The organism is Treponema denticola ATCC 35405 (genome assembly GCF_000008185.1).
GTDB lineage: Bacteria > Spirochaetota > Spirochaetia > Treponematales > Treponemataceae > Treponema_B > Treponema_B denticola.
Window position 1 is genome coordinate 1,672,145 of the sequence record NC_002967.9, and the last position, 20,671, is coordinate 1,692,815.

The following is a 20,671-nucleotide window of genomic DNA, read 5'->3' on the forward strand; positions in this document are numbered from 1 at the left end:
GGGCGTTTAAAGCTGTTTATTTACAACAGCAGCAAGCCTTGTACCTTAAAACAGGTTCACGGGCAGCTTTTGTTTCATCTACTCGTCCGATGGGACGCGTGTAGGGATAGCCGTGAAGCTTTTCGGGATTTGAATAAGCTTCTTTTTTGAGTTTGATCATAACTTCGGCGGTAAAGTCCAAGGTGGACTTGCTTTCCGTTTCAGTAGGCTCAAACATCAAGGCTTCGTGTACGATGAGCGGGAAGTACATCGTCGGCGGGTGGATGCCGTCGTCGATTAAGCCCTTAGCTATGTCAAGAGCGCTTACGCCTGTTTCTTCCTTGATCTTTTCAAGGGTAAGAACGAATTCGTGCATACAGATTCTGTCAAAGGCAACATCATATTCTTTTTCAAGCTTCTTCTTTAGATAGTTTGCATTTAAGACAGCATAGCCTGAGCTTTCCCTTATGCCCTCGCTTCCGAGCGTAAGAATATAGGCATAGGCACGCAAGAAGACAAGGAAGTTTCCGTAGAAGTTTCTAACCCTTCCGATTGAATCCGGGCGGTTATAATCCAGCTTATAGCTTCCGTCCGAGCCTGTAACTACGGGAACCGGTAAGAATTCTTCAAGGAATTTTTTACAACCTATTGGGCCGCTTCCGGGACCGCCGCCTCCGTGAGGAGTCGAGAAGGTCTTGTGCAAGTTAAGGTGAACTATATCATAGCCCATATCTCCGGGCCTTAGTCTTCCCATAATTGCATTAAGGTTAGCACCGTCATAGTACAATAAGCCGCCTGCTTTGTGAACGATTTCGGCAATTTCTTTGATATGGGTTTCAAAGAGACCGAGGGTGTTCGGGTTTGTAAGCATGAGGGCAGCAGTATCGTTTCCTACAGTCTTTTTTAATTCTTCGATATCTACGTTTCCGTCTTTATCGGAAGGAATGTTTACGATTTCGCATCCGACCATTGCGGCACTGGCAGGGTTTGTACCGTGTGCCGAATCGGGAACCAAAATCTTGTTTCGGGCATGGTCGCCGCGTTTTTCGTGATAGGCTCTGATTACCAAAAGGGCTGTGAACTCTCCGTGAGCACCTGCTGATGGCTGGAGGGAGAAAGCATCCATTCCGGTAATTTCACCGAGTTTTTTACCTAAATCTCCCATAGCCTCAATACAACCTTTCATTGTATGTTCAGGCTGCAAGGGATGAATATTGGTAAAGTTTGGAAGATCTGCGACTTCTTCGTTAAGTTTAGGATTGTACTTCATTGTACAAGAACCTAAGGGATAAAAACCGTTATCTACACCGTGAGTACGCTTGCTCAATTCCATATAGTGGCGTACAAATTCAAGTTCCGAAACTTCAGGAAGTTTTGCATCGCTTGCTCTTAAATATTTTGAATCAAGCTTATATTCGGGTACTGTCAATTTTGCTTCGGCAAATTTATGACCCTTTACGGATTTTTCAAAAATCAATTCGCTCATTACAATACCTCCTTAATGATTTTTACGGCCTTGTCAAGTTCGCATTTGCAAAGGACATCGGTTGCACACCAAAGAATTGAGTCATCGCAAATCTTTAAACCGCCCAAGATATTATTCTTTTCAAGATTTGAAAGAATTGCATCGGCCTTTCCTTTTCCGTCAGTTACGAATTCATGGAAGAATTCTCCGTTATTTTTTACGGTTAAGCCGATCTTTTTAAGTTCATCTGCAAGATAATGTGCATTGCTTACGGAAACCTTAGCAACGGTTTTTAAGCCCTCTTTTCCGTAGGCTGTCATAAACATAGAAGCTCTTAATGCACAAAGGGCTTGGTTAGAACAGATACTGGAGCTGGCTTTTTCGCGCCTGATATGCTGTTCGCGGGCTTGAAGAGTTAGAACAAAGGCTCTTCTGCCGTCATGGTCAGTTGATTGACCGATGATTCGGCCGGGGATTTTTCGCATATTGGCTTCAATTGTAGAAAGGAAGCCGAGATAGGGGCCTCCTGCACCTAGAGGAAGACCTAAGGCCTGACCTTCTCCTAAGGCAATTGATGCACCGCATTCTTTCGGTGTTTTTAAGATTGCCAAAGAAATAGGATTGCAGCTCATTACAAACTGGGTTTTTGTACCTTCTACAAGTTTACCGACAGCTTCGCAGTCTTCGATTGTACCGAAACGGTTCGGCTGCTGCATAACAACAGCTCCGACGCTTTCATCTAAAAGGCCCTTAATCTTTGAAACATCAGTTTTATAGCCGTCACGGGGAATCATTACGAATTCTACGCCGCTGTGCTTTAGATAGGTTTTAGCAATTTCGATTGAGCTTGGTTCAACACATTCCGAAATCAAAACCTTGTTTTGTTTTCGTCCTAAGGACATAACTATAGCATCTGCGACTGCCGTGCCTCCGTCATAAACGCTGGCATTGGAAACATCCATTCCGGTAAGTTCGCAAATCATTGACTGATATTCAAAACCTGCTTGGAGTTCGCCCTGATTCATTTCGGGCTGATAGGGTGTGTAGGCTGTTAAAAACTCCTCTCTGGAAGCCATGTGCCTTACAGCGGCAGGGGCATAGTGGTTATAAGCACCGGCACCTCTTAATATCGATTTAAAGACAGTGTTTTCACTGCTTAAATTTTGAAAAAACTTTTCAACTTCTGCTTGAGTTTTCCCCTCACCTATATCAACTTTTTTACAGCCCTTGTTATCAAAGCTGTATAAATCATCAATCGATTTGACACCGATGAGATCAAGCATCTCTTTTGTTTCCTCAGCGGAATGAGGAATATAATTTGACATAAACCCTCCTATTTAAATTTAAGTCAACATGTAGAATAAACAGAAAGGCAGAATTTCTGCCCAACTGTTTATCACACTTATTTTTAATTATTTGCAGAGACCTTTGTATTTACCTGCATCCATTAATTTTGAAGATTCTCCCTTAAGTTCTACCTTAAAGAACCAAGAACCGAAGGCATCTTCATTGATTTTTTCGGGAGCATCTAAAAGCTCTTCGTTTATTTCAACAACCTTTCCTGTCATGGGGCTGATGATTTCGAAAACTGCCTTTACGGATTCTACCGTAGCACAGGCCTTGTCAGCTGTAACTTCATCCCCTACTTCAGGAAGCTCGATGAATACGACATCTCCCATTTCGCTTTGGGCATAATCACTGATACCGATAATACCGATGTTTCCTTCTTTCTTGAACCATTCGTGTGATTCCAAGTATTTTACATCTTCTTTAATTTCCATATCTAACTCCTATATTTTATTTTTAAGTTTTTGTCAAAAACTTATAAAACCTGTTTAATTAGCCCTTAATTTCTTTTAAGAAGCTCGTAGGCACGATTTTAGCCTTTAGTTTTTTACCTCGTACTTCGATAAGGACTTCTTCATCTTTAATGCCTCTATCGATTCTCATATGTCCGATACCGACTTTTAATGAGGGTGAAGAAGTTCCGGTTGTAACATAACCGATTTCCTTGTCGCCTAAGAAAACTTTGTCATGATCGCGGGCAATACCTCTGTCAATCATCTTAAAGCCTTTTCGGATTTTTTTGGCTTCGTTGGTTTCAAGAGCTTTTTTACCGATAAAGTCTTCTTTTTCAAGTTTGATAAAGGGCTTTAATGTTACTTCGGTTGCCAAGGTTTCTTCGGTCATTTCATGGCCGTACAAGGGCATACCGGCTTCAAGGCGCAAGGTGTCTCGGCAGCCTAAACCGCAAAGCTCTATTCCGAATTCTTCTCCTGCTTTCATAACTTGATTGAAAAGCTCAAGAGCCCATTCTTTGGGGCAGTAGATTTCGTAACCGTCTTCACCGGTATAACCTGTCTGAGAAACGATTACTTCTCCCTTGGGGCACTGGAAGGTCTTAAAGGTGTAGTAAGCGGAGGGCATTGCAGAAGGAGCAATAAACTTTTTTACCACAGCAGGAGCATTGGGGCCTTGAATTGCAAGCTGGGCAATTTCGGAAGATCGGTCAGTAAAGGTAACGCTCTTATCCAAATGCTTTTTTACCCAGTCATAATCTTTGTCATGGTTTCCGGCATTTACAACCAAAAGGAATTTCTTTTGATTATAGCGGTAAACAAGGAAGTCATCTACGATTCCGCCCTTTTCGTTACACATAAGGGTGTAGCGTACATCTCCGTCAGCCATTCCGCGAATATCGTTTGTAATAAGGGCATTTACGGCAGCTTCGGCATTGTCGCCTTCAATATAAAACTCTCCCATATGTGAAACATCAAAAAGTCCTACATTATTGCGAACTGCAAGATGCTCTTTTAAGATACCGGCAAACTGAATGGGCATTTCATATCCGCCGAACTCAACAAACTTGCCGCCTTTAGCGAGCAAGGTTTCATAATAGGGTGTTCTTTTCATCTCATCCTCCTAAATTTATTTTAATTTGTAATGGATAATGTGTAATGTTTTGATTACAAATTATTAATTACAAATTGTCTTTTAGCTTATTATAAAGCTCTTCATTTTTTCCCTTGCCTAGGCCTATAAGAATTTTTTGCTCATCGGTTATAACCAATATATAGGGAGCTTCATTTTTTAATATACATAGTTTTACAGAGCCTAGTTCATTATACCTAAAATAGCCTATCTTAATCGGCCCCAGACCTATGCCGTTTACCCGCCTTACACCTAAAGAAGGCAGAGTTTCGAGTTTTTTGACCTCTCTGATTTCGGAAATCGGTATGCTGACACCATAAATTCCTTTAACTTTTAATAATTCGCCTTCTACAGACGCATCTGCAGTTTTTATAACAACAAATATTCCGAGAAAAATTAAGAGCAGCAATCCTATTGTAAAAAACATTTTAAAACTGCTTTTTTGTTCTTTCAAAACACGCCTCCCAGTTAACCATATTGTACACCAGATATAAAAGAAAAGCAATAGCAAATAGATAAAAAAATATTGCTTTAATTATAAAATCAAAAACGGCAAAGCTAAAATAAGCCTTGCCGTCGGTAATTATAAAAATCTTGTTTGATTTTTATAATTACCTGACGAGTTTTTCATAAGTCTTTACTTATCAATGACTTATGAAAAACATCGCAAAGCTATCATGGAAAGCCTTTACAAAACTGAAGTTTTGAAAGGCTTTCTTATAATTATTTTTTATAGATCATGTGGGTAGCCGACTTTTCGACATCTTCTACAGCCTCATAAAAGGCTTCTACTACCGTAGGATGAGGATACATGGATTTTAAGATATTTTCCCTCTTAGCCTTGTTTGTTACAAGAGTTCCTATGGCACCTATCATATCGGTAGCCGAATCGCACATCATCTGACAGCCTACAATCCTGTCTTCTTCATTAAACAGAACCTTAATAAAGCCTACATCCAAGCCTGAAAGCACCGATTTTCCGTTTGAACCCATTGGAACTTTTCCGATTTTTACGGTAATTCCTTTGGCTTCAGCCTCTTTTTCGGAAAGACCGACTCCTGCAATCTCCGGTGTGGAATATACACAGGAAGGAATAACATCTTGTTTTTCGTGTTTAGTATTGTTTACAATATTTTCGACAACCAGATGACCTTGATTTTCGGCATTGTGGGCAAGCATTACATTTCCCTTTACTGCGTCTCCAATGGCATAAATACCTTCGACATTAGTTTTCATGCAGGCATCGGTAATTATGCCCCGTTTATCGTATTCGATTCCGGCAGAATCAAGACCGATATCCTTTATTTCGGCAATGCGTCCGATACAGACGATTACGGCATCGGCTGTAATGCTTTCTTCTTTTTCTTTAAGGGTAAAGGTACAGCCCGTTTTTTCGATTTTGGTTACCATGGCTCCGTTTATTATTTTTACTCCCCTCTTTTTTAAAACAATGGCCTGCTGCATTGCAATATCCCTATCAAAGGGAGGAAGAATTGTTTTTTCGAGTTCGACGATGGTTACTTCCTTACCTAAATTTGCATAGACTGTGGCAAACTCAATGCCTATAACACCGCCGCCTATGATGATGACGCTCTTAAAATCGACAGGCTCTTTTCCTAAAATATCGTCAGATGTCATAGCAGTTTCTATTCCGGCTATCGGAGGAGCAAAAACAGAAGAACCTGTTGCGATGATGAGGTTTTTAAATTCAAGCTCTTTTCCATTTACACTTACGGAAGATTTTGAAGTGATTTTGCCTTCCCCGTTATAAAAATCAACGCCGGCGTTTTCAATGAGTTTTTCGATACCGCCTACAAGTTTATCCACAACAGCATTTTTTTTCTCGTAGATGGCCTTAATATCGTATTTTAAGTTTTCACCTGAAAGACCGAGATCGTTTTCGGCAAAACTTCCAAAGACCTCGGCTGTGTGAAGAAGATATTTTGTCGGAATACAGCCCTTGTTCAAACAAGTTCCTCCAAGCCTGTTTTTTTCGATAAGAGCGGTTTTTAGCCCTGCCCTTCCAGCTTTTATGGCCGCAACATAGCCGCCCGGGCCACCGCCCAAAACAATTAAATCATACATACTAATCTCCTAAAAAACAGCTTAAAATTTTAAGCATTATAATGTTTGTTTTCCAAAGTATACACGATGATCTTAATAAAAGCAAGGGGAGAAAAAAGTTTGTTACTACGGATTTTTAGGTTTAATTTTAATTAAAAACCAAGATTTCATCTCCTGAAACGAAATAAACTGTTTGTAAATTTCGTTTATATTTTTTTGCCCCCTTGGATAGTGAGTATAATTTAAGTTTTATACGTTCTGCATATTTTTCATTATGTTTTTCATAAAAAAGAAGAGACCTATTGTCAACAAAACAGAGTACCCGAGTGTTTTTACTTTTATTTACGTTGTCGATTATAATGTCTATTTTTATCGGTGTATCTCCATTTAAAAAATATAATAATGTTTTATCTCCATTAATCTCCATATATTTAGTATATGAGTGTGAATCATATAGACAGGGTTTTATATCATAGTGAAAATCTAAAAACAGTCTTGCTATATACAAGTTGTCGAAATTATATTTTACATTCGGATATGTTTTTATTCTTCCATTAATAGCATAGTCGTAGGTTTTGATTTTTTTGATGTACCATTTTGTCTCGGTAATATCGTAGTCTGAATTTGAAAGATCATTAATGTTATAGTAAAATTTTAAAAAATCCTTCGCAAAGCATGGAAATTTTGAATAATCCCATGCACCCGTATCCGAAAAAATAATGCCGTCCGTCAACTTTGCAAAAGAAGCAGCCGCAAAACCGTAAGCAGGCCAAGCACGCCCGCTAAAGATCCAATAACCGCCGGTATTTATAATATACGGCATACGTTCTTTAATATCGGGAATCATAGCCTGTTTACCGTCAAACAGATAGTCGGATGTTATACATATATCATCATCGAATGGATAAAAATCAACATGGGTAAAATCTGTAATTTTTTGATTGCAAACCATAAATTCGTAAGCAATCCATATTACTTCATTTGCCTCAGGAGCTCTAAAAGGCATGTTATTATTAATTCTGTCTTCCTGTTTCCTTTTGGTATTATAAATACCCGCATACACATTAAAGTCGATATGTATATCATTTTTTAGGAAAAAATCTTTTATATTTTTTTTAAACTCTTCCAATAAATCACCAAATAAAATATTTCTGTTATTGCCCGGATATATGGTAAAATAAGCACTCATATTTATCCCTCCTTATTTTGAGCTAACTTTTTCAAGCCTATCAATTTTACATTCCATTAATGAATAAAGCTCATAAGTATAATATACCGTTATAAAAGTATATGAGCAAGTATATTAAATTAACAGTGTAAATCTAATCTCACCCTTTGTGCTCTCCGCTCCCCTTGCGGTTTATTTAAAATTTTCGATGATTTAGCTGATTGTTAGTGAAAGGAAAAAACTATTTAGAAATAAAAAAAAGCCAACTCTCGGACTTGAACCGAGTACCTGCACGTTACGAGGGTGCTGCTCTGCCGGGTGAGCTAAGTTGGCAAGTTGATTTTTGATAAAGAAACTTTATCAAAAATCAACAAAAAAGTCAATAGGAAGAATTTTGCTTAAACCTTATTTATGACATCCAAAACGGTGCCGTCACGGTAGGTGCTTATTCCCACCACTTCGCCGGAACGGGGCTTAACTTGGGGTTTTCCCGTAAAGGATTCTGCAATTTCTTTTAATTCTTCGATGGTTTTAATTTCAAGATTTGTTTCCGCCTTCAGCTTTTTAATTAAATCTGCATGGCGCGGATTAATTGCAATACCTCTGTCAGTAACAAAAACATCGATTGTTTCTCCCGGAGTGGTTACAGTGCGGACCTTATCGACGAGACAAGAAATGCGGGCATTAAATAGCTTTGAAACGATTATCGAAAGTTTTGCTCCGGCTGCCGTATCGGCATGTCCTCCCGAACCGCCCAATATAATCCCATCGGAACCGGTGGTTACATTTACGTTATAGTCCAAATCTATTTCGCTCGCACCGAGGATAACGACATCAAGCTTTCCTGCAACATGGTCGGGATTGTTAGGGTTTGCATAAAGGTCGGCTGAAATCTTGTGATGGTTTGCATTTTTTTCGATAGAGTCTACGGCCGAAAGGTCAAAGCACTGAACATCATAAAGATCTTCAAAAAGGCCTTCTTCAAGCATCTTTACAAAATAGCCTGTAATTCCGCCGCAGCCGAAACTTCCCTTTATGTTTTTTTCTTTCATTGCTCGGTGCATTTCGTCTGCAACAGCAAGGGAAATACCGCCTGCTCCGGTCTGCATACTAAAGCCGTTCTTAAAAAGGCCTGAGTGTTCAATAAGAGTGCGGCAGTCGCGGGCTATCTTTAAGCCGATCGGATCTTTTGTAATCTGAGTTGTTCCGCTTACAATACCTGCAGGGTCTCCTATTTTATCTACCTCTACCACCATGTCTACAAAACGGCCTTCAATGTCTGCTCTTTTAACTTTTGAAACCCTTGTATCGGTAATGGCTATAGTTTTTTTTGCCATTTGAGCATCGGCTACGGCATAACCTAAGGAACCGCAAAATGACCTTCCTTCGGAGCCTGAAATATTTCCTTGATCGTCTACACAGGGCGAGGCTAAAAAGGCAGCGTCTATCGTAACCTCTTTTTCTAAAATCATTCTGGGGCGTCCGCCGTGGGTAGTCATAATTACGGGCTTTTTACACTTACCGTAACTTACAGCCTTTGCAACAGGCCCTGACATATAGGATGTCATAAGTTGGGTAACAGTTCCGTCTTCCATAAGTTCAACCAAAATCTCATGGCAGGGGAAAATCGAAGAAGCCATTACGGTCAAATCTTTGATTCCTCTTTTTTTAATTTCCCTCATTACCATATCAAGAACATAGTCGCCGTTTCTAAGGTGATGATGAAAACTTATAACCATTCCGTCATGGAGTTTGAACTCATCAAGGGCTTGGGATACGTTTTTCCCGAAGGCGGGTTTTACATTTTTTGTAAGCTCATATTTTGCATTTTTTTTATTTACAAAGGCTCCCTTAAAAGGATTGTCCAAGCCTTCTCTTCCAAGTATGTTATTCATATCTCTTCCTCCCTATTTTATCAAGCCCCAGTTTTTGGCAGAATCATAAAGAGCTTGAGCCCTCTTGATAACCGGTAAGTCGACCATCTTTCCCTTAAAGCTGAATACGCCTAAGCCCTTTTGTTTGGCTTCTTCCGCAGCCTGTAAAATAGCCTCGGCTCTTTCAATTTCGGCACTTGAAGGAGAAAATATTTTATGAATCTCTTCGACCTGACGCGGATTGATAACCAAGCGGCCCGAAAATCCTATGCTCTTACTAAAGGCCGTATCGAGCCTTAGGCCCTCAAAGTCTTCTACATCCGTAAAGGGGGTATCAAGGGAGTCCAAACCATAGGCATGGGCGGCTGTCGTCAAACTAAAGCGGGCGTATTCCAGTTCTTTTGAAAGACGGGTACGCTGAATCCCCATATCGACCGAATAATCTTCGCCGCCTAAAAGAAGGCCTTGAATCAGCGATGAGGCCTTGGCTATCGAATTTACATCCATAATTCCGCGGGCTGATTCTACCAGCATAAGAAAGCTGAAATTCTTAGTGATATTGTGAGCCTTTTTTATCTCGTTTATTTTTTGCTCAACCGAGTGAACGGCATCGACCGAAGCCTTAGGAATTACGATTCCATCGGGAAGAACGGGGATAATTGCCTCCAAGTCCTTTTCCCAATAAGGGGAGTCGATGGGGTTTATTCTTACAGTTATTTCGGAATGGGTAAACTTTAAAAAGGAAAGAGCATTCCGCACCAGAGTACGGGCCGAGTCTTTTTCATCAAGGGAAACGGCATCTTCCAAATCGTAAATGATGGAATCCGCTCCCAAAATATCGGCCGATACCAACATTCCCGGATTATTACCGGGCATAAAAAGCATACTTCTTCTATTTTTCATTTGCGCGCCTCAATGCTGTTTCTACACGGGCCTTGATTGTACAATCTAAGGCGCCCTTGTCTTCGATAAAGAGTTTGGCATTTTTTACTTCAAACTCATCCAATACTTCCTGCACCGTTTTTTTAATCTGTGCACCGAATTCGTTTAAAACAGAGCTTTTTAAGTCAAGTTCAAGTTTTTCGGAAGGAACAATACGGACAAGGCAATCATTTGATTGGAGTGTTCCGCAAACCGCTTCTCGTTTTATTTGCATAGATACCCCTTAAATTTTGATATGATAAGTATTATATCAATATAAAAAGAATAAGTCAATCTTGGGGAAGGAAGACGGTTTTAATATAAAAAATCAGCCGAACGCGTAAGAGCGTAAAACAGCATTGATTTTTGTTTTATAGCCTTTACCTTGAGCTTTAAACCATTCCAATACATCAGCATCTATTTTAATACTAGTTTCACTTTTTTGATGTACTTCATACCATGGCCTGAATTTAGCAAGCTCCTCTTTAGATTGTTTGGGGCAGTCATCAGTAGGTATAGACTTTGCCTTTCGGATAGTTTGTTTTTCTTCTTCGGTGAGCGGAGTTTTCTTTAAATCATCTAATGTCATAGTTACTATAGTATTCATTTATTTCCTCCTGATTTGCTTTTCGTGCAGATATAATCCTAATTATATCATTTTTTCTTTCAGTAAACACAACAAAAAGCACATCTTCAACAAGACCAATTGCATTCCAACGCTGTTCTTCAAGGGTTGAATGCTGCTCATCATATTTTTCTATACGCTTACTGTCAAGAAATACACGAGCAGCTATTTTGAATGAAATACCGTCATGCTTTTTTATGTTAGTTTCATTTTTGATCTCATCCCATTCAAAAATCATCCCTAACTCCCTTATAATTTATAGTATATATACTATTGTACACATAGTCAAGAATTATGAAGCTTTTCTAAGAAAAAAACGAAACACTATAATTTCCTTATTTTAAAGGTCAAGAATCGAATTTAACTACAAGGAAGGCTAAGACCGCAATTTTTTATGCAGTCTTAGCTGAATTTACCTTTGCGGTTTAATTTTATTTACTCCCACTCAAAAACATTTGAGGGCTCATACTTTAACTCCCGTGAAAATTTTGCATTGGTATCTGTAGATGTAAGAGTCCAACTCCCGATATCAAAACTCAAGACCTTGTTTTTATTTTGAGCTTCATTACCGGTGATGCTCTTATCCCCATAATAGCCGTCGGAGGCAATTATTAGTTTATTGGGAACCGTACCTATGAACCTGTATGGGGCGTAACCGTGTTGATGATCTTCATCTTGAGACTTCCATAAATCTTGATATCTTTGATTATCAAAATTTCCGTTAAGAGGAGATTGGGTCTTCCACAGTTCAGCTTCTATTTTTACTGTGTTGGTACTTAAATTATTCATTTGGCCTTTTTGTCTTGCAATTAAAAAAAATAAGATACCATTTACTACCTTCATTGCAAAAATATTTTCATCTTTATAGTTATCTCCTGAAGAATAAGACTGTGCAGAGTTATGAAAATACCAATCACCATGATTTGTGCCGTTATTTTTATATTTTAATATGTTGATTTTATATCTGAGTGGTGAATCCGTATAATCTTGTTTTACAGCAACAAACGCTCCCTCCTTGTTAGCCGCCATAGCAGTTATTTTAAATTTATTACCGATTTGAACATTCTTATTTTCCATAACTGTGTTAAAATTTGCCTTATTCCATCTACTAATTCTCATAGGAGTATTTGTTCCATCTTTATAACCATAATACAAATACCCGTTTGTACTATCTGAAACATCAACAGCAATAGCTATGGGCGGGTTTGAAGAATTAAGATAAGTTGAGCCGCTTCCTTTTAAAGCTTGTTCTTTAACGTTCTCTGTATTATAACTGCCGTCATAATTTTTTTCATACCTTCTTACACAATAAAGATTACTTGTATTGTTCCAAACTACATAGAGGTTCCCTTCTTGGTCATAGCAAAAAACATCTGTCGGATTCTCAATATTAACACTGATATTAGAACCTGCAATAAAAGCCGTCGTAGGCAAACCGGTATACCCGCCCTCATCAACCTGATAATACACCATACCTAAATTCGAATTAGTATTCTTCTGCCACAATAAGACCTTGCCCGTACCGGGAGGAGGCGTGGCGCTTTCTTCGTATTCCTTAAACCATTTATTTTCGGTTGCGTAAGAATAAAGGCTCTTGGTTGAGGTATTAAACGAGAATACTCGGTTTACGTTTTTGTCGATTCTTACACTGCCGTCTACCTTTTTAAACGTACAGCCGTCATCGGCAATCGAGATGCTTTGCTCATCATAGCCGATAAAACAAGCAGGGCCGTAAAAGTTAGCTTCACCGGCAGTAACTATGCCGTCCTCAGCCGTTACCGTATCATTAAACCCGTATTTTTGAGGATGATTTGTTATTCCGGAAGAATTGTATGTATATTCAATCATACCGCCTAAGGAGTAATAATGAGCCGGAGGAGTTCCCGAAGGCAGACTATTTTTTGCAAAGAGGATATATATTTTATCTTTTTTTACAAGGATATCCTTAAAATCTACATTAATTGGTGTTCCTGGTGTTACTGATCCCGATATGGTTATTTGTCCTGTTGATACGGATACGGTGCTGCCGGCCTCAGTGAGTGTAAGCCCGCTTCCTTCTTCCGTAATAGTGAACATTTTTAAATCGGTACTAGCAGGACTCTCTAATGCAAATAGGTTATTATTATAAACTGCAATGGGGCCGGCAGGGATCGTGGAAGTTCCGGCAATTACAGAACCGTCGTCTTTTATAAGATAAAGATTTGAATTTGCAGCAGCATACACCTTTCCGGTTATGGGATCGGAAGCTAGTTTTACACTTGGAGCACCGGTAATCGTAGATGGGAGGGAACCGGCAAAATTATTCTGTGTTCCGTCGCTTTCATAGCGGCTCAGCCTCCAACCGGAGCTTTCTTTATAGGCAATGTATAGGCGGCCTCGGCTGTCTCTGGTAAAAACAGGCAGTGGATTTGAGCTAATATCAATTGTTTTTCCGGCTATATTAAATTCATATGTATTTGCCGCAGCCTTCGTCGAAAAGCCCACGTTTGCCAATGAAGAGGCGTTTTTGTTTAAAAGAAGCTGTATATCGTTATTACCTTCTTTTACGGTGTGGCTATTGTGAGCCGACCAAGAAGAAGACGGGCCGTTTAATTTTACGGTTATTTCTAACCTTGATCCTACAGGAAAATCGGCTTGAAAAAACTTAGGTTCGGAGGCAAGAATTTTTTTATAAATGGAGCTGTTCCCATCCGTTACAATATCTATTTCAAGTTCCGAGTCTGCAAGATCTGGAAGTCCCGTCGAAGAATTTATTGAGCGGGCTTTACCGCCTTCCAAATCGATTGTAATGGTTCCGTATTCTTCTTGAAAAAATAAAGAACAAGAAGAAAGTATTAAAACAAGTGATAAAGCAAAAAATAATATCCTTTTCATAAAAACCTCTAACATTGATATTTTTTATCTATAATTTTAAATACACCGATCCCATAATAACACAAAAATATAAAAATAACAATATAGCCGCATTTAATGCCGCATTTAATGCTTGCATTTAAAGCCTCTTACATAGTATAATCCTTTCCCGAACGGAGGTCATTTTATGAAAGATACAATCTATGTTTTGGATGCCTACGGGCTTATTTACCGCTCTTATTTTGCCTTTATTTCAAGACCTCTTACAAACTCTAAGGGCGAAAATGTTTCGGCTATCTTCGGCTTTTTTAAAAGCCTTCATTCCATATTTACCGAATATAATCCTAAGCTCTTTGTTACTGCCCTCGATTCCCTTACACCTACTTTTAGGCATGAGATGTACAAAGAATACAAGGCTACAAGGGATAAAACGCCCGATGACCTCCATGCGCAAATCGACAAAATAGAAGAAATTTTAAAAACATTTAAATTGCCTACAGTCCGCTGTAACGGCTTTGAGGCCGATGATGTAATAGCTTCCATAGCCGCCCTTGCAGAAAAGGAAGGCAGGGAATGTGTGGTTATTTCGGGCGACAAGGATTTAATGCAGCTTGTTTCAAAAACCACGACAATGCTTAAACCGGGGAAGATTAAGGCTTGGGAGGGCTTCGATGCCGAAAATGTAAAAGAAGAATGGGGCGTTTATCCCGACGGAATGTTAGATCTTCTTTCCCTCATAGGCGACAGTGCCGACAATGTTCCCGGCATAAAGGGGGTCGGCCCGAAAACAGCCGTAAAACTCCTTGAAGAGTATAAAAGCCTCGACGGCATCTACGCAAATACAGGAAACTTAAAGGGGGCTTTAAAAACAAAAATAGAAGAAGGAAAGGAATCGGCTTATTTTTCTAAAGAGCTTATAAGGCTCCGCTTCGATGTTCCTGTCGAAAAAGACTTAAACGCCTACTCTACTTCGCAAATGGACTATGAGGCGGCTGCCCGTCTTTTTATAAGCGAAGAGCTTCCCAATATTGCAAAACTATATTCCGAAAAAATAATTGCCGAAAAAAATGCTCCATCTTCAAAAGAAAACTTAAAACAAGAGACCGGTCTTTTTGAAAATTCGGAACAAACTTCTCCCGAAATGCTCCCGCAAGAATTAGGAACAGGAGAAGAAATCTCCCTTCCTCAAAATAAAGGTGATTACAAACTTGTAGACGAAGCGGAAGAACTTTTTAAAATAGTAGACGAAGCCTTAAAACAGGGCCTTGCATCATACGACTGTGAAACCACAAGTGAAGATCCCCTAAATGCAGAAGTCTGCGGCTTCTCCCTTGCCCTAAAAGAAGGAGAGGCCTATTATTTCCCCTTAAAGGCACCCTGTCCCGAACTTGGAGAGGAAGCTCCAAAACTCATAGCCTTTAAGGATGCTAAAAAGGCCGTAACAAAGCTCTTTGACTCAAAGATGACCCTCATAATGCATAACGGCAAATTCGATATTCAGGCAGCCCTTTCATCAAAACTTGCGAGCGGCATTTCGGCAAATCTTTTTGACACGATGATAGCCGCATGGCTTTTAGACCCTGCCCGCTCTTCTTACGGAATGGATAAACTTGCAGAAAGTATTTTAGGCGTAAAAACCATAAGGTTTAAAGACCTTGTAAAGCAGGGACAAAACTTTTCGGATATTCCATTAAAAGAAGCCTGTCCCTATGCTGCAGAAGATGCCGACATAACATTCCGCTTTTATAAAAAATTCTTACCCCTCTTAAAAAAGAATAATTTGGAAAAACTTTTCTTTGACCTTGAAATGCCCATCACAAAACTTTTAACCGAGATGGAAATAAAGGGTATCTTTTTAAAGGGAGAAGAACTTACGGCCTACTCAAAAGAATTGGGAAAAGAACTTGAAGATTGCGAAAAGGATATTTACCGCCTCGTGGGCCATGAGTTTAATATAGCCTCCCCTAAACAGCTTCAAGAAGTTTTATTTGAAGAAAGAAAACTTACCCCCGGCAAAAAAACTAAGACGGGGTATTCTACGGATACTTCGGTCCTTGAAAACCTTGCTTCGGAAGATCCCGTACCTGCAAAAATCTTGGATTACAGGGCTCTTGCAAAGTTAAAATCCACATACACCGATACCCTTCCCAAGATGACGGACAAAAACGGAAGAATCCATACAAGTTTTATTCAAACGGGAACAGCCACAGGCCGTCTTTCAAGCCGAGACCCCAATTTACAAAATATCCCCATACGCGGAAACGAGGGGCGGAAGATAAGGGAAGCCTTTCAGGCGGAAAAGGGGCGGGTTCTTATTTCTGCAGATTATTCGCAGATTGAGCTTGTAATCCTTGCTCATCTTTCAAAAGATCAAAACCTAGTAGAAGCCTTTAATACGGGAATAGACGTTCACGCCAAGACTGCAAGCCTAATCTTTGCCGTAGACATAAAAGATGTAAGTCAGGATATGAGACGCATAGCAAAGACCATAAACTTCGGCGTAATGTACGGCATGAGCGCCTTCCGCCTTGCTTCTTCTTTAAGAATTCCTCGAAAAAGAGCTGATGAGTTTATAAAGGCTTATTTTGCCACATACTCGGGCGTATCCGGCTTTATGGCAAATGTTTGTCAAGAAGCCGAACAAAGAGGCTATGTAGAAACCTTAATGGGAAGAAGGCGTTATCTTCCGGCTATAAACAGTAAAAACAAGGTAGAAAAGGCGGGGGCCGAACGCATTGCGGTAAACACCCCGATTCAGGGCACGGCCGCCGATATAGTAAAACTTGCAATGCTTGAAGTCGATAAAGCCTTAAAAAAACAAAAACTTGATGCTTCCATACTTTTGCAGGTTCATGATGAGCTTATAATAGAGGCAGCCGAATCTGAAAGAGAAAAAGTCATGTCCCTCGTAAAAGAAAAAATGGAAGGCGTAATCAAACTTTCGGTACCCTTAAGGGTAAGTATTGAATCGGGAATGAGCTGGGGAGAGTTCCACTAATGGATAGTGTTCTAAACGGCAGACAAAGCCGGCAAAGCCTCGATGCGCCCTCAGAACCGATTTTAATAGGGCTTTCAGGGCCTTCTTGTTCGGGTAAAAACACGGCAAGTACTATTTTACAAGACTACGGGTTTTATTGTATTGATGCCGATGCCGTTTCAAGAAAAGTTTTTACAGAACATGAAAAAGAAATTTTAAATCTCTTTCAAGCCGAGGCTGAAAAACGAGGCATAAATTTAAAAAATGAAAATGGCATCGACAAAAAAGCATTTGCCCTCTTGGTCTTTTCGGATGAAGAACTTTTAAAAAAACATGAAGCCTTTATTCTCCCCATAATCGAAGAAAAAATATGGGAGGAAATTAAAAGGGCATTTACCGAAAAACCTGAGCGCCCCATTCTTTTAAATGCCCCTACCCTTCACAAGACGAGCTTTATAAAAAAATGCCTCTTTATATTGTACATAGATGCACCTTTTATTTTAAGGCTTATAAGGGCAAAAAAAAGAGACAGGCTGCCTTTAAAAAATATTTGGTTAAGATTTTCAAAACAAAAGAAATTCTTTTCTCAATACTTTTTTTTAAATGCCGATACAATAGTAGTAAAGAACTTTTGGTCTTCTGCAAGTTTAAAAAGAAAACTATTGCAGGAAGTTAAAAAAAGAGGTTTTTGAGGTCGATTTATGGAACAGAAAAAAATTTTATGGATAGTACTTTTTATTTCGTTGTTTGCTCTGATTATCTTCGGTGTCGGTTTATACCTGTATGCCCCATTCCGTAATAAAAGCACTATGACTGCAGCACAAATATCCGATTTAGGCAGAATAGAAGCAGATAAAACGGATACAAGCGTTGATCCTCTTCAATGGACTCGAAATCCCGAATCAATTCCTCCGCTTGAGCCGGATTCTACGACACTTGTAAATATTGCCAACAATATAACCGTTGTAAACGGTGAAGGCCAAACAGGAACAACAGAAACCTCTATCAACGTAAGCGATTTAACTAATACTCAAAAGGACGAAAAAACTGCAAGTTTACCGGAAAATCTTGCTGCAAATTTAAACACAAACCAAGAAGGCAATAAAAAAAATTCCGATACCGAAACACAAACTACTCCTGCAAAAGAAGCTAATCAAAATACAGGCGTAGCTTCGGTAAAAGGCGTAACCTCAAATACGGTTCAAAAACCTAAAACCGAAAAGAAGACTCCTCAAAAAACGGAAAAGCCTGCTGTCAAAACAAGCCCTGCTCAAAAAACGGTTTCCACACTGTACTGGGTTCAAACAGCTTCTTTGACAAGCCGCTTAAATGCAGAAGCAGCAAGAGATACCCTCACCTCAAAACACATGAAGGCGGAAATCTTTACCAAAGAGACGGCAACAGGGCTTACACACCGAGTCAGAGTCGGACCGTTTAAAAACAAAACCGAGGCCGAATATTGGCTTAAAAAAATAAAAGAAATTAAGGGTTTTGAAGGAAGTTATGTAACCCAAGACCGAAAAAAAAGCTGATTATGTCTACAAAGGTCTGTCTTGTTTTAACGGAAAAAACAATCGAAAAAAATCTTTCCGCACTGGAAAAGTATAAGAAGTTTATTGATATTGCGGAGCTTCGTGTAGATTATCTCAATCAAAGCGAAATACTCTATTTAAGGAATTTCCCTGAACGGGCCGGAATCCCTTGTATCTTAACCGTTCGAAGAAAATCTGACGGCGGAAATTTTACGGGAGGCGAAGGTGCAAGGATGACAATCTTTGCACGCGGCCTTGCCTTTGCAAACGCCGACCCGATAAAAAATTTTTCTTATATAGATTTGGAAAGCGATTTTGATTCATCCGGAATCGAAGAAGCGGCAAGGGCCTTTGATATTAAAATAATAAGAAGCCTTCACAGTAAGGTTCCGGTAAAAAATATAGTAAAGACCGTAGAAGGGTTAAGCCGTTTTGAAACCGACATTCCCAAATTGGCTTTTACGGCAAATTGTTTAAACGATGTTTCCGAGCTTTTTAAAGCATCAAAGCTGATAAAAAACCAAGAGTACATTTTATCGGTTATGGGGCCATACGGTTTAAGCTCCCGTATCCTATCAAATAAATTAAATTCCCAAATAGTATATACCTTCACTCCCGAATACATAAAGAAAAATAAACTTGAACAAGAACTTATAGATCCTGAAACTTTAGAAGAATTATACGGATTTTCAAAAATCGATGAGGAGACAAGTCTTTATGGAGTTATAGGTAAGGATGTAAACACAAGTTTGAGCCCCCAAATTCATAATAAGGGTTTTAAACGAAAAAATCTTAATTCCGTTTATATCCCAATATCGGCGGTGTCATCAAAGGAAGCCTTGGACTTTGCCAATCTTCTTAAGATAAAAGGTCTTTCCGTTACGGCTCCTTTTAAAAGCGAAATCATTCCTCTGATAAATTCCATATCCGAAGCCTCTAAATTTATCGGAGCCGTAAATACCTTGGTAAGCGAAAACAAAAAATGGTTCGGCTATAATACGGATGTTGACGGTTTTCAGCAGGCTTTAATGGAATTCTTAAACGAAAAAGACTTACGCAAATATAAGGTCGCTATTATAGGGGCCGGAGGAGCAGCCAGAGCCGTCGCAGAAGTAATAAGCTCTCTCCATGGAAAAGCCTGTATCTTTAATCGTACGGCCGAAAAAGCTAAAAACATAGCCGAAAAATATAAATTTAAATGGGCACTATTGGATCCTATAAATATAAAACAGCTTCATGCTTTTTCGGAACTGATAATTCAAACCACAAATGCCGGTATGGAGCCCGACATATATATGGACCCTCTTAATTTTTATACCTTTACAGGAAAAGAAAAAGTATTTGAGTTAATCTACAGGCCTGAAACCACTAAGATGTTAAAGCGGGCAAGGACGGCAGGATGTCAGGTTTGTAACGGCTATAAAATGCTTGAATATCAAGCCTATCATCAATTTAAAGCTTTTGCAGGAAAGGAGTATTTATAATGGACACGTCACAGTTAAAAGAAAGAGTTGCCTATCATGCAATAGACACTCTTTTTTCGGAAGGAAAAATTTTTGACGGAATGAAGATAGGACTCGGCACAGGCTCTACAGCTATGCCGGCTGTACACCGTCTCGCCCAATTATTGTCGTCAGGTAAGTTAAAAAAAATATACGCCGTACCTACAAGTTTTCAAACATCAATCGAATGTGAAAAACTAGGCATCCCTATTTATTCTTTAAGTTCTCAGCAAATAGGAGGAAGCTTAGACCTTGCTATAGACGGAGCAGACGAAATCGACCCCGATAAAAACCTAATCAAGGGAGGCGGAGCTGCCCTCCTCAAAGAAAAAATAATAGCATATAATTCAAAAGAATTTGTTGTCATTGCCGATGAAAGAAAAAAAGTTAAATCTATGGGAAAAGGATTTGCCCTTCCGATAGAAATTATACCGGAAGCACGTTTAAGTATTACAAAGGCTCTTGAAGCCCAAGGCATAGAAGTATTTCTGCGTGAGGGCGTAAAAAAAATGGGACCTGTTGTTACCGACAACGGAAACTTTATAATTGATGTAAAATGGCCTAAAGCAGCCGATGTAGATCCCAAAGCCTTGGAAGAAAGTTTAAACAAGATTACAGGTGTAGTAGAAAACGGTTTTTTTACAAAAAACACTCCAAGAGTATTTATCGTACACCAAGATGGAAATATAGAAGATTTATAAAAGATACACTTTATAATAATTATATTATAAAATTACCCCACAAGAGCGCAAAGAATAATAATTGATTAAAAAACATCCT

At 39.2% G+C, this 20,671-nt stretch carries 18 protein-coding genes and 1 tRNA gene; 5 read left to right on the plus strand and 14 right to left on the minus strand.

Annotation, left to right across the window (positions count from 1 at the left end; translation table 11 throughout):
- Positions 1 to 16 precede the first annotated feature (16 nt).
- From gcvPB to TDE_RS07830, 14 genes are all read right to left on the minus strand, one after another.
- Positions 17 to 1,465, minus strand: a complete 1,449-nt coding sequence (gene gcvPB / locus TDE_RS07765; protein ID WP_002679310.1) for an aminomethyl-transferring glycine dehydrogenase subunit GcvPB — start codon at positions 1,463 to 1,465, stop codon at positions 17 to 19.
- Entirely contained in the window at positions 1,465 to 2,769 is a 1,305-nt protein-coding gene (gene gcvPA, locus TDE_RS07770; protein WP_002678346.1) for an aminomethyl-transferring glycine dehydrogenase subunit GcvPA, read from the minus strand. The genes gcvPB and gcvPA overlap by 1 nt, the downstream gene beginning before the upstream one ends.
- 87 nt (positions 2,770 to 2,856) lie before the next feature.
- Positions 2,857 to 3,225, minus strand: coding sequence for a glycine cleavage system protein GcvH (gene gcvH, locus TDE_RS07775; protein WP_002669223.1), 369 nt, complete (start codon positions 3,223 to 3,225; stop codon positions 2,857 to 2,859).
- Positions 3,226 to 3,283: 58 nt separating this feature from the next.
- Positions 3,284 to 4,357: a glycine cleavage system aminomethyltransferase GcvT gene (gene gcvT / locus TDE_RS07780; RefSeq protein ID WP_002683018.1), complete on the minus strand. Its 1,074-nt coding sequence runs from the start codon at positions 4,355 to 4,357 to the stop codon at positions 3,284 to 3,286.
- 67 nt (positions 4,358 to 4,424) lie between these two features.
- A complete protein-coding gene (locus TDE_RS07785) occupies positions 4,425 to 4,829 on the minus strand; it encodes a PH domain-containing protein (protein ID WP_002669225.1) in 405 nt (134 codons plus the stop codon).
- Positions 4,830 to 5,098: 269 nt separating this feature from the next.
- Positions 5,099 to 6,460 (minus strand): dihydrolipoyl dehydrogenase, encoded by a 1,362-nt coding sequence (lpdA, locus tag TDE_RS07790; RefSeq protein WP_002679315.1) that lies wholly within the window; start codon positions 6,458 to 6,460, stop codon positions 5,099 to 5,101.
- A 127-nt stretch (positions 6,461 to 6,587) separates the two neighbouring features.
- Entirely contained in the window at positions 6,588 to 7,628 is a 1,041-nt protein-coding gene (locus tag TDE_RS07795) for a hypothetical protein (RefSeq protein ID WP_002671050.1), read from the minus strand.
- A gap of 239 nt (positions 7,629 to 7,867) precedes the next feature.
- Positions 7,868 to 7,940: transfer RNA gene (locus TDE_RS07800), tRNA-Thr, on the minus strand.
- Positions 7,941 to 8,005: 65 nt separating this feature from the next.
- Positions 8,006 to 9,502, minus strand: coding sequence for a citrate lyase subunit alpha (gene citF, locus TDE_RS07805; RefSeq protein WP_002679316.1), 1,497 nt, complete (start codon positions 9,500 to 9,502; stop codon positions 8,006 to 8,008).
- Positions 9,503 to 9,514: 12 nt separating this feature from the next.
- Positions 9,515 to 10,384, minus strand: coding sequence for an HpcH/HpaI aldolase/citrate lyase family protein (locus TDE_RS07810; protein WP_002679317.1), 870 nt, complete (start codon positions 10,382 to 10,384; stop codon positions 9,515 to 9,517).
- Complete coding sequence (citD, locus tag TDE_RS07815) at positions 10,374 to 10,637, minus strand: citrate lyase acyl carrier protein (RefSeq protein ID WP_002669237.1); 264 nt, start codon at positions 10,635 to 10,637, stop codon at positions 10,374 to 10,376. The genes TDE_RS07810 and citD overlap by 11 nt, the downstream gene beginning before the upstream one ends.
- 93 nt (positions 10,638 to 10,730) lie before the next feature.
- Positions 10,731 to 11,009: a BrnA antitoxin family protein gene (locus TDE_RS07820; protein ID WP_002679318.1), complete on the minus strand. Its 279-nt coding sequence runs from the start codon at positions 11,007 to 11,009 to the stop codon at positions 10,731 to 10,733.
- The gene (locus TDE_RS07825) at positions 10,978 to 11,265 is read right to left on the minus strand and encodes a BrnT family toxin (RefSeq protein WP_002679319.1); all 288 of its coding nucleotides are present in this window, start codon (positions 11,263 to 11,265) and stop codon (positions 10,978 to 10,980) included. Before TDE_RS07825 ends, TDE_RS07820 begins: the two co-directional genes overlap by 32 nt.
- 197 nt (positions 11,266 to 11,462) lie before the next feature.
- On the minus strand, positions 11,463 to 13,901 hold the full coding sequence (locus TDE_RS07830; RefSeq protein WP_002679320.1) for a hypothetical protein: 2,439 nt from the start codon (positions 13,899 to 13,901) through the stop codon (positions 11,463 to 11,465).
- A gap of 166 nt (positions 13,902 to 14,067) precedes the next feature.
- Between TDE_RS07830 and polA the strand changes: the two genes are divergently transcribed.
- From polA to rpiA, 5 genes are read left to right on the plus strand one after another with little or no spacing between them, the layout of a single operon-like run.
- Complete coding sequence (polA, locus tag TDE_RS07835) at positions 14,068 to 16,878, plus strand: DNA polymerase I (protein ID WP_002679321.1); 2,811 nt, start codon at positions 14,068 to 14,070, stop codon at positions 16,876 to 16,878.
- A complete protein-coding gene (gene coaE / locus TDE_RS07840; protein WP_002679322.1) occupies positions 16,878 to 17,549 on the plus strand; it encodes a dephospho-CoA kinase in 672 nt (223 codons plus the stop codon). The genes polA and coaE overlap by 1 nt, the downstream gene beginning before the upstream one ends.
- A gap of 9 nt (positions 17,550 to 17,558) precedes the next feature.
- Entirely contained in the window at positions 17,559 to 18,389 is an 831-nt protein-coding gene (locus TDE_RS07845) for an SPOR domain-containing protein (protein WP_002679323.1), read from the plus strand.
- A gap of 2 nt (positions 18,390 to 18,391) precedes the next feature.
- A complete protein-coding gene (locus tag TDE_RS07850) occupies positions 18,392 to 19,873 on the plus strand; it encodes a type I 3-dehydroquinate dehydratase (RefSeq protein WP_002679324.1) in 1,482 nt (493 codons plus the stop codon).
- On the plus strand, positions 19,873 to 20,592 hold the full coding sequence (gene rpiA / locus TDE_RS07855; protein WP_002679325.1) for a ribose-5-phosphate isomerase RpiA: 720 nt from the start codon (positions 19,873 to 19,875) through the stop codon (positions 20,590 to 20,592). The genes TDE_RS07850 and rpiA overlap by 1 nt, the downstream gene beginning before the upstream one ends.
- Positions 20,593 to 20,671: the final 79 nt, after the last annotated feature.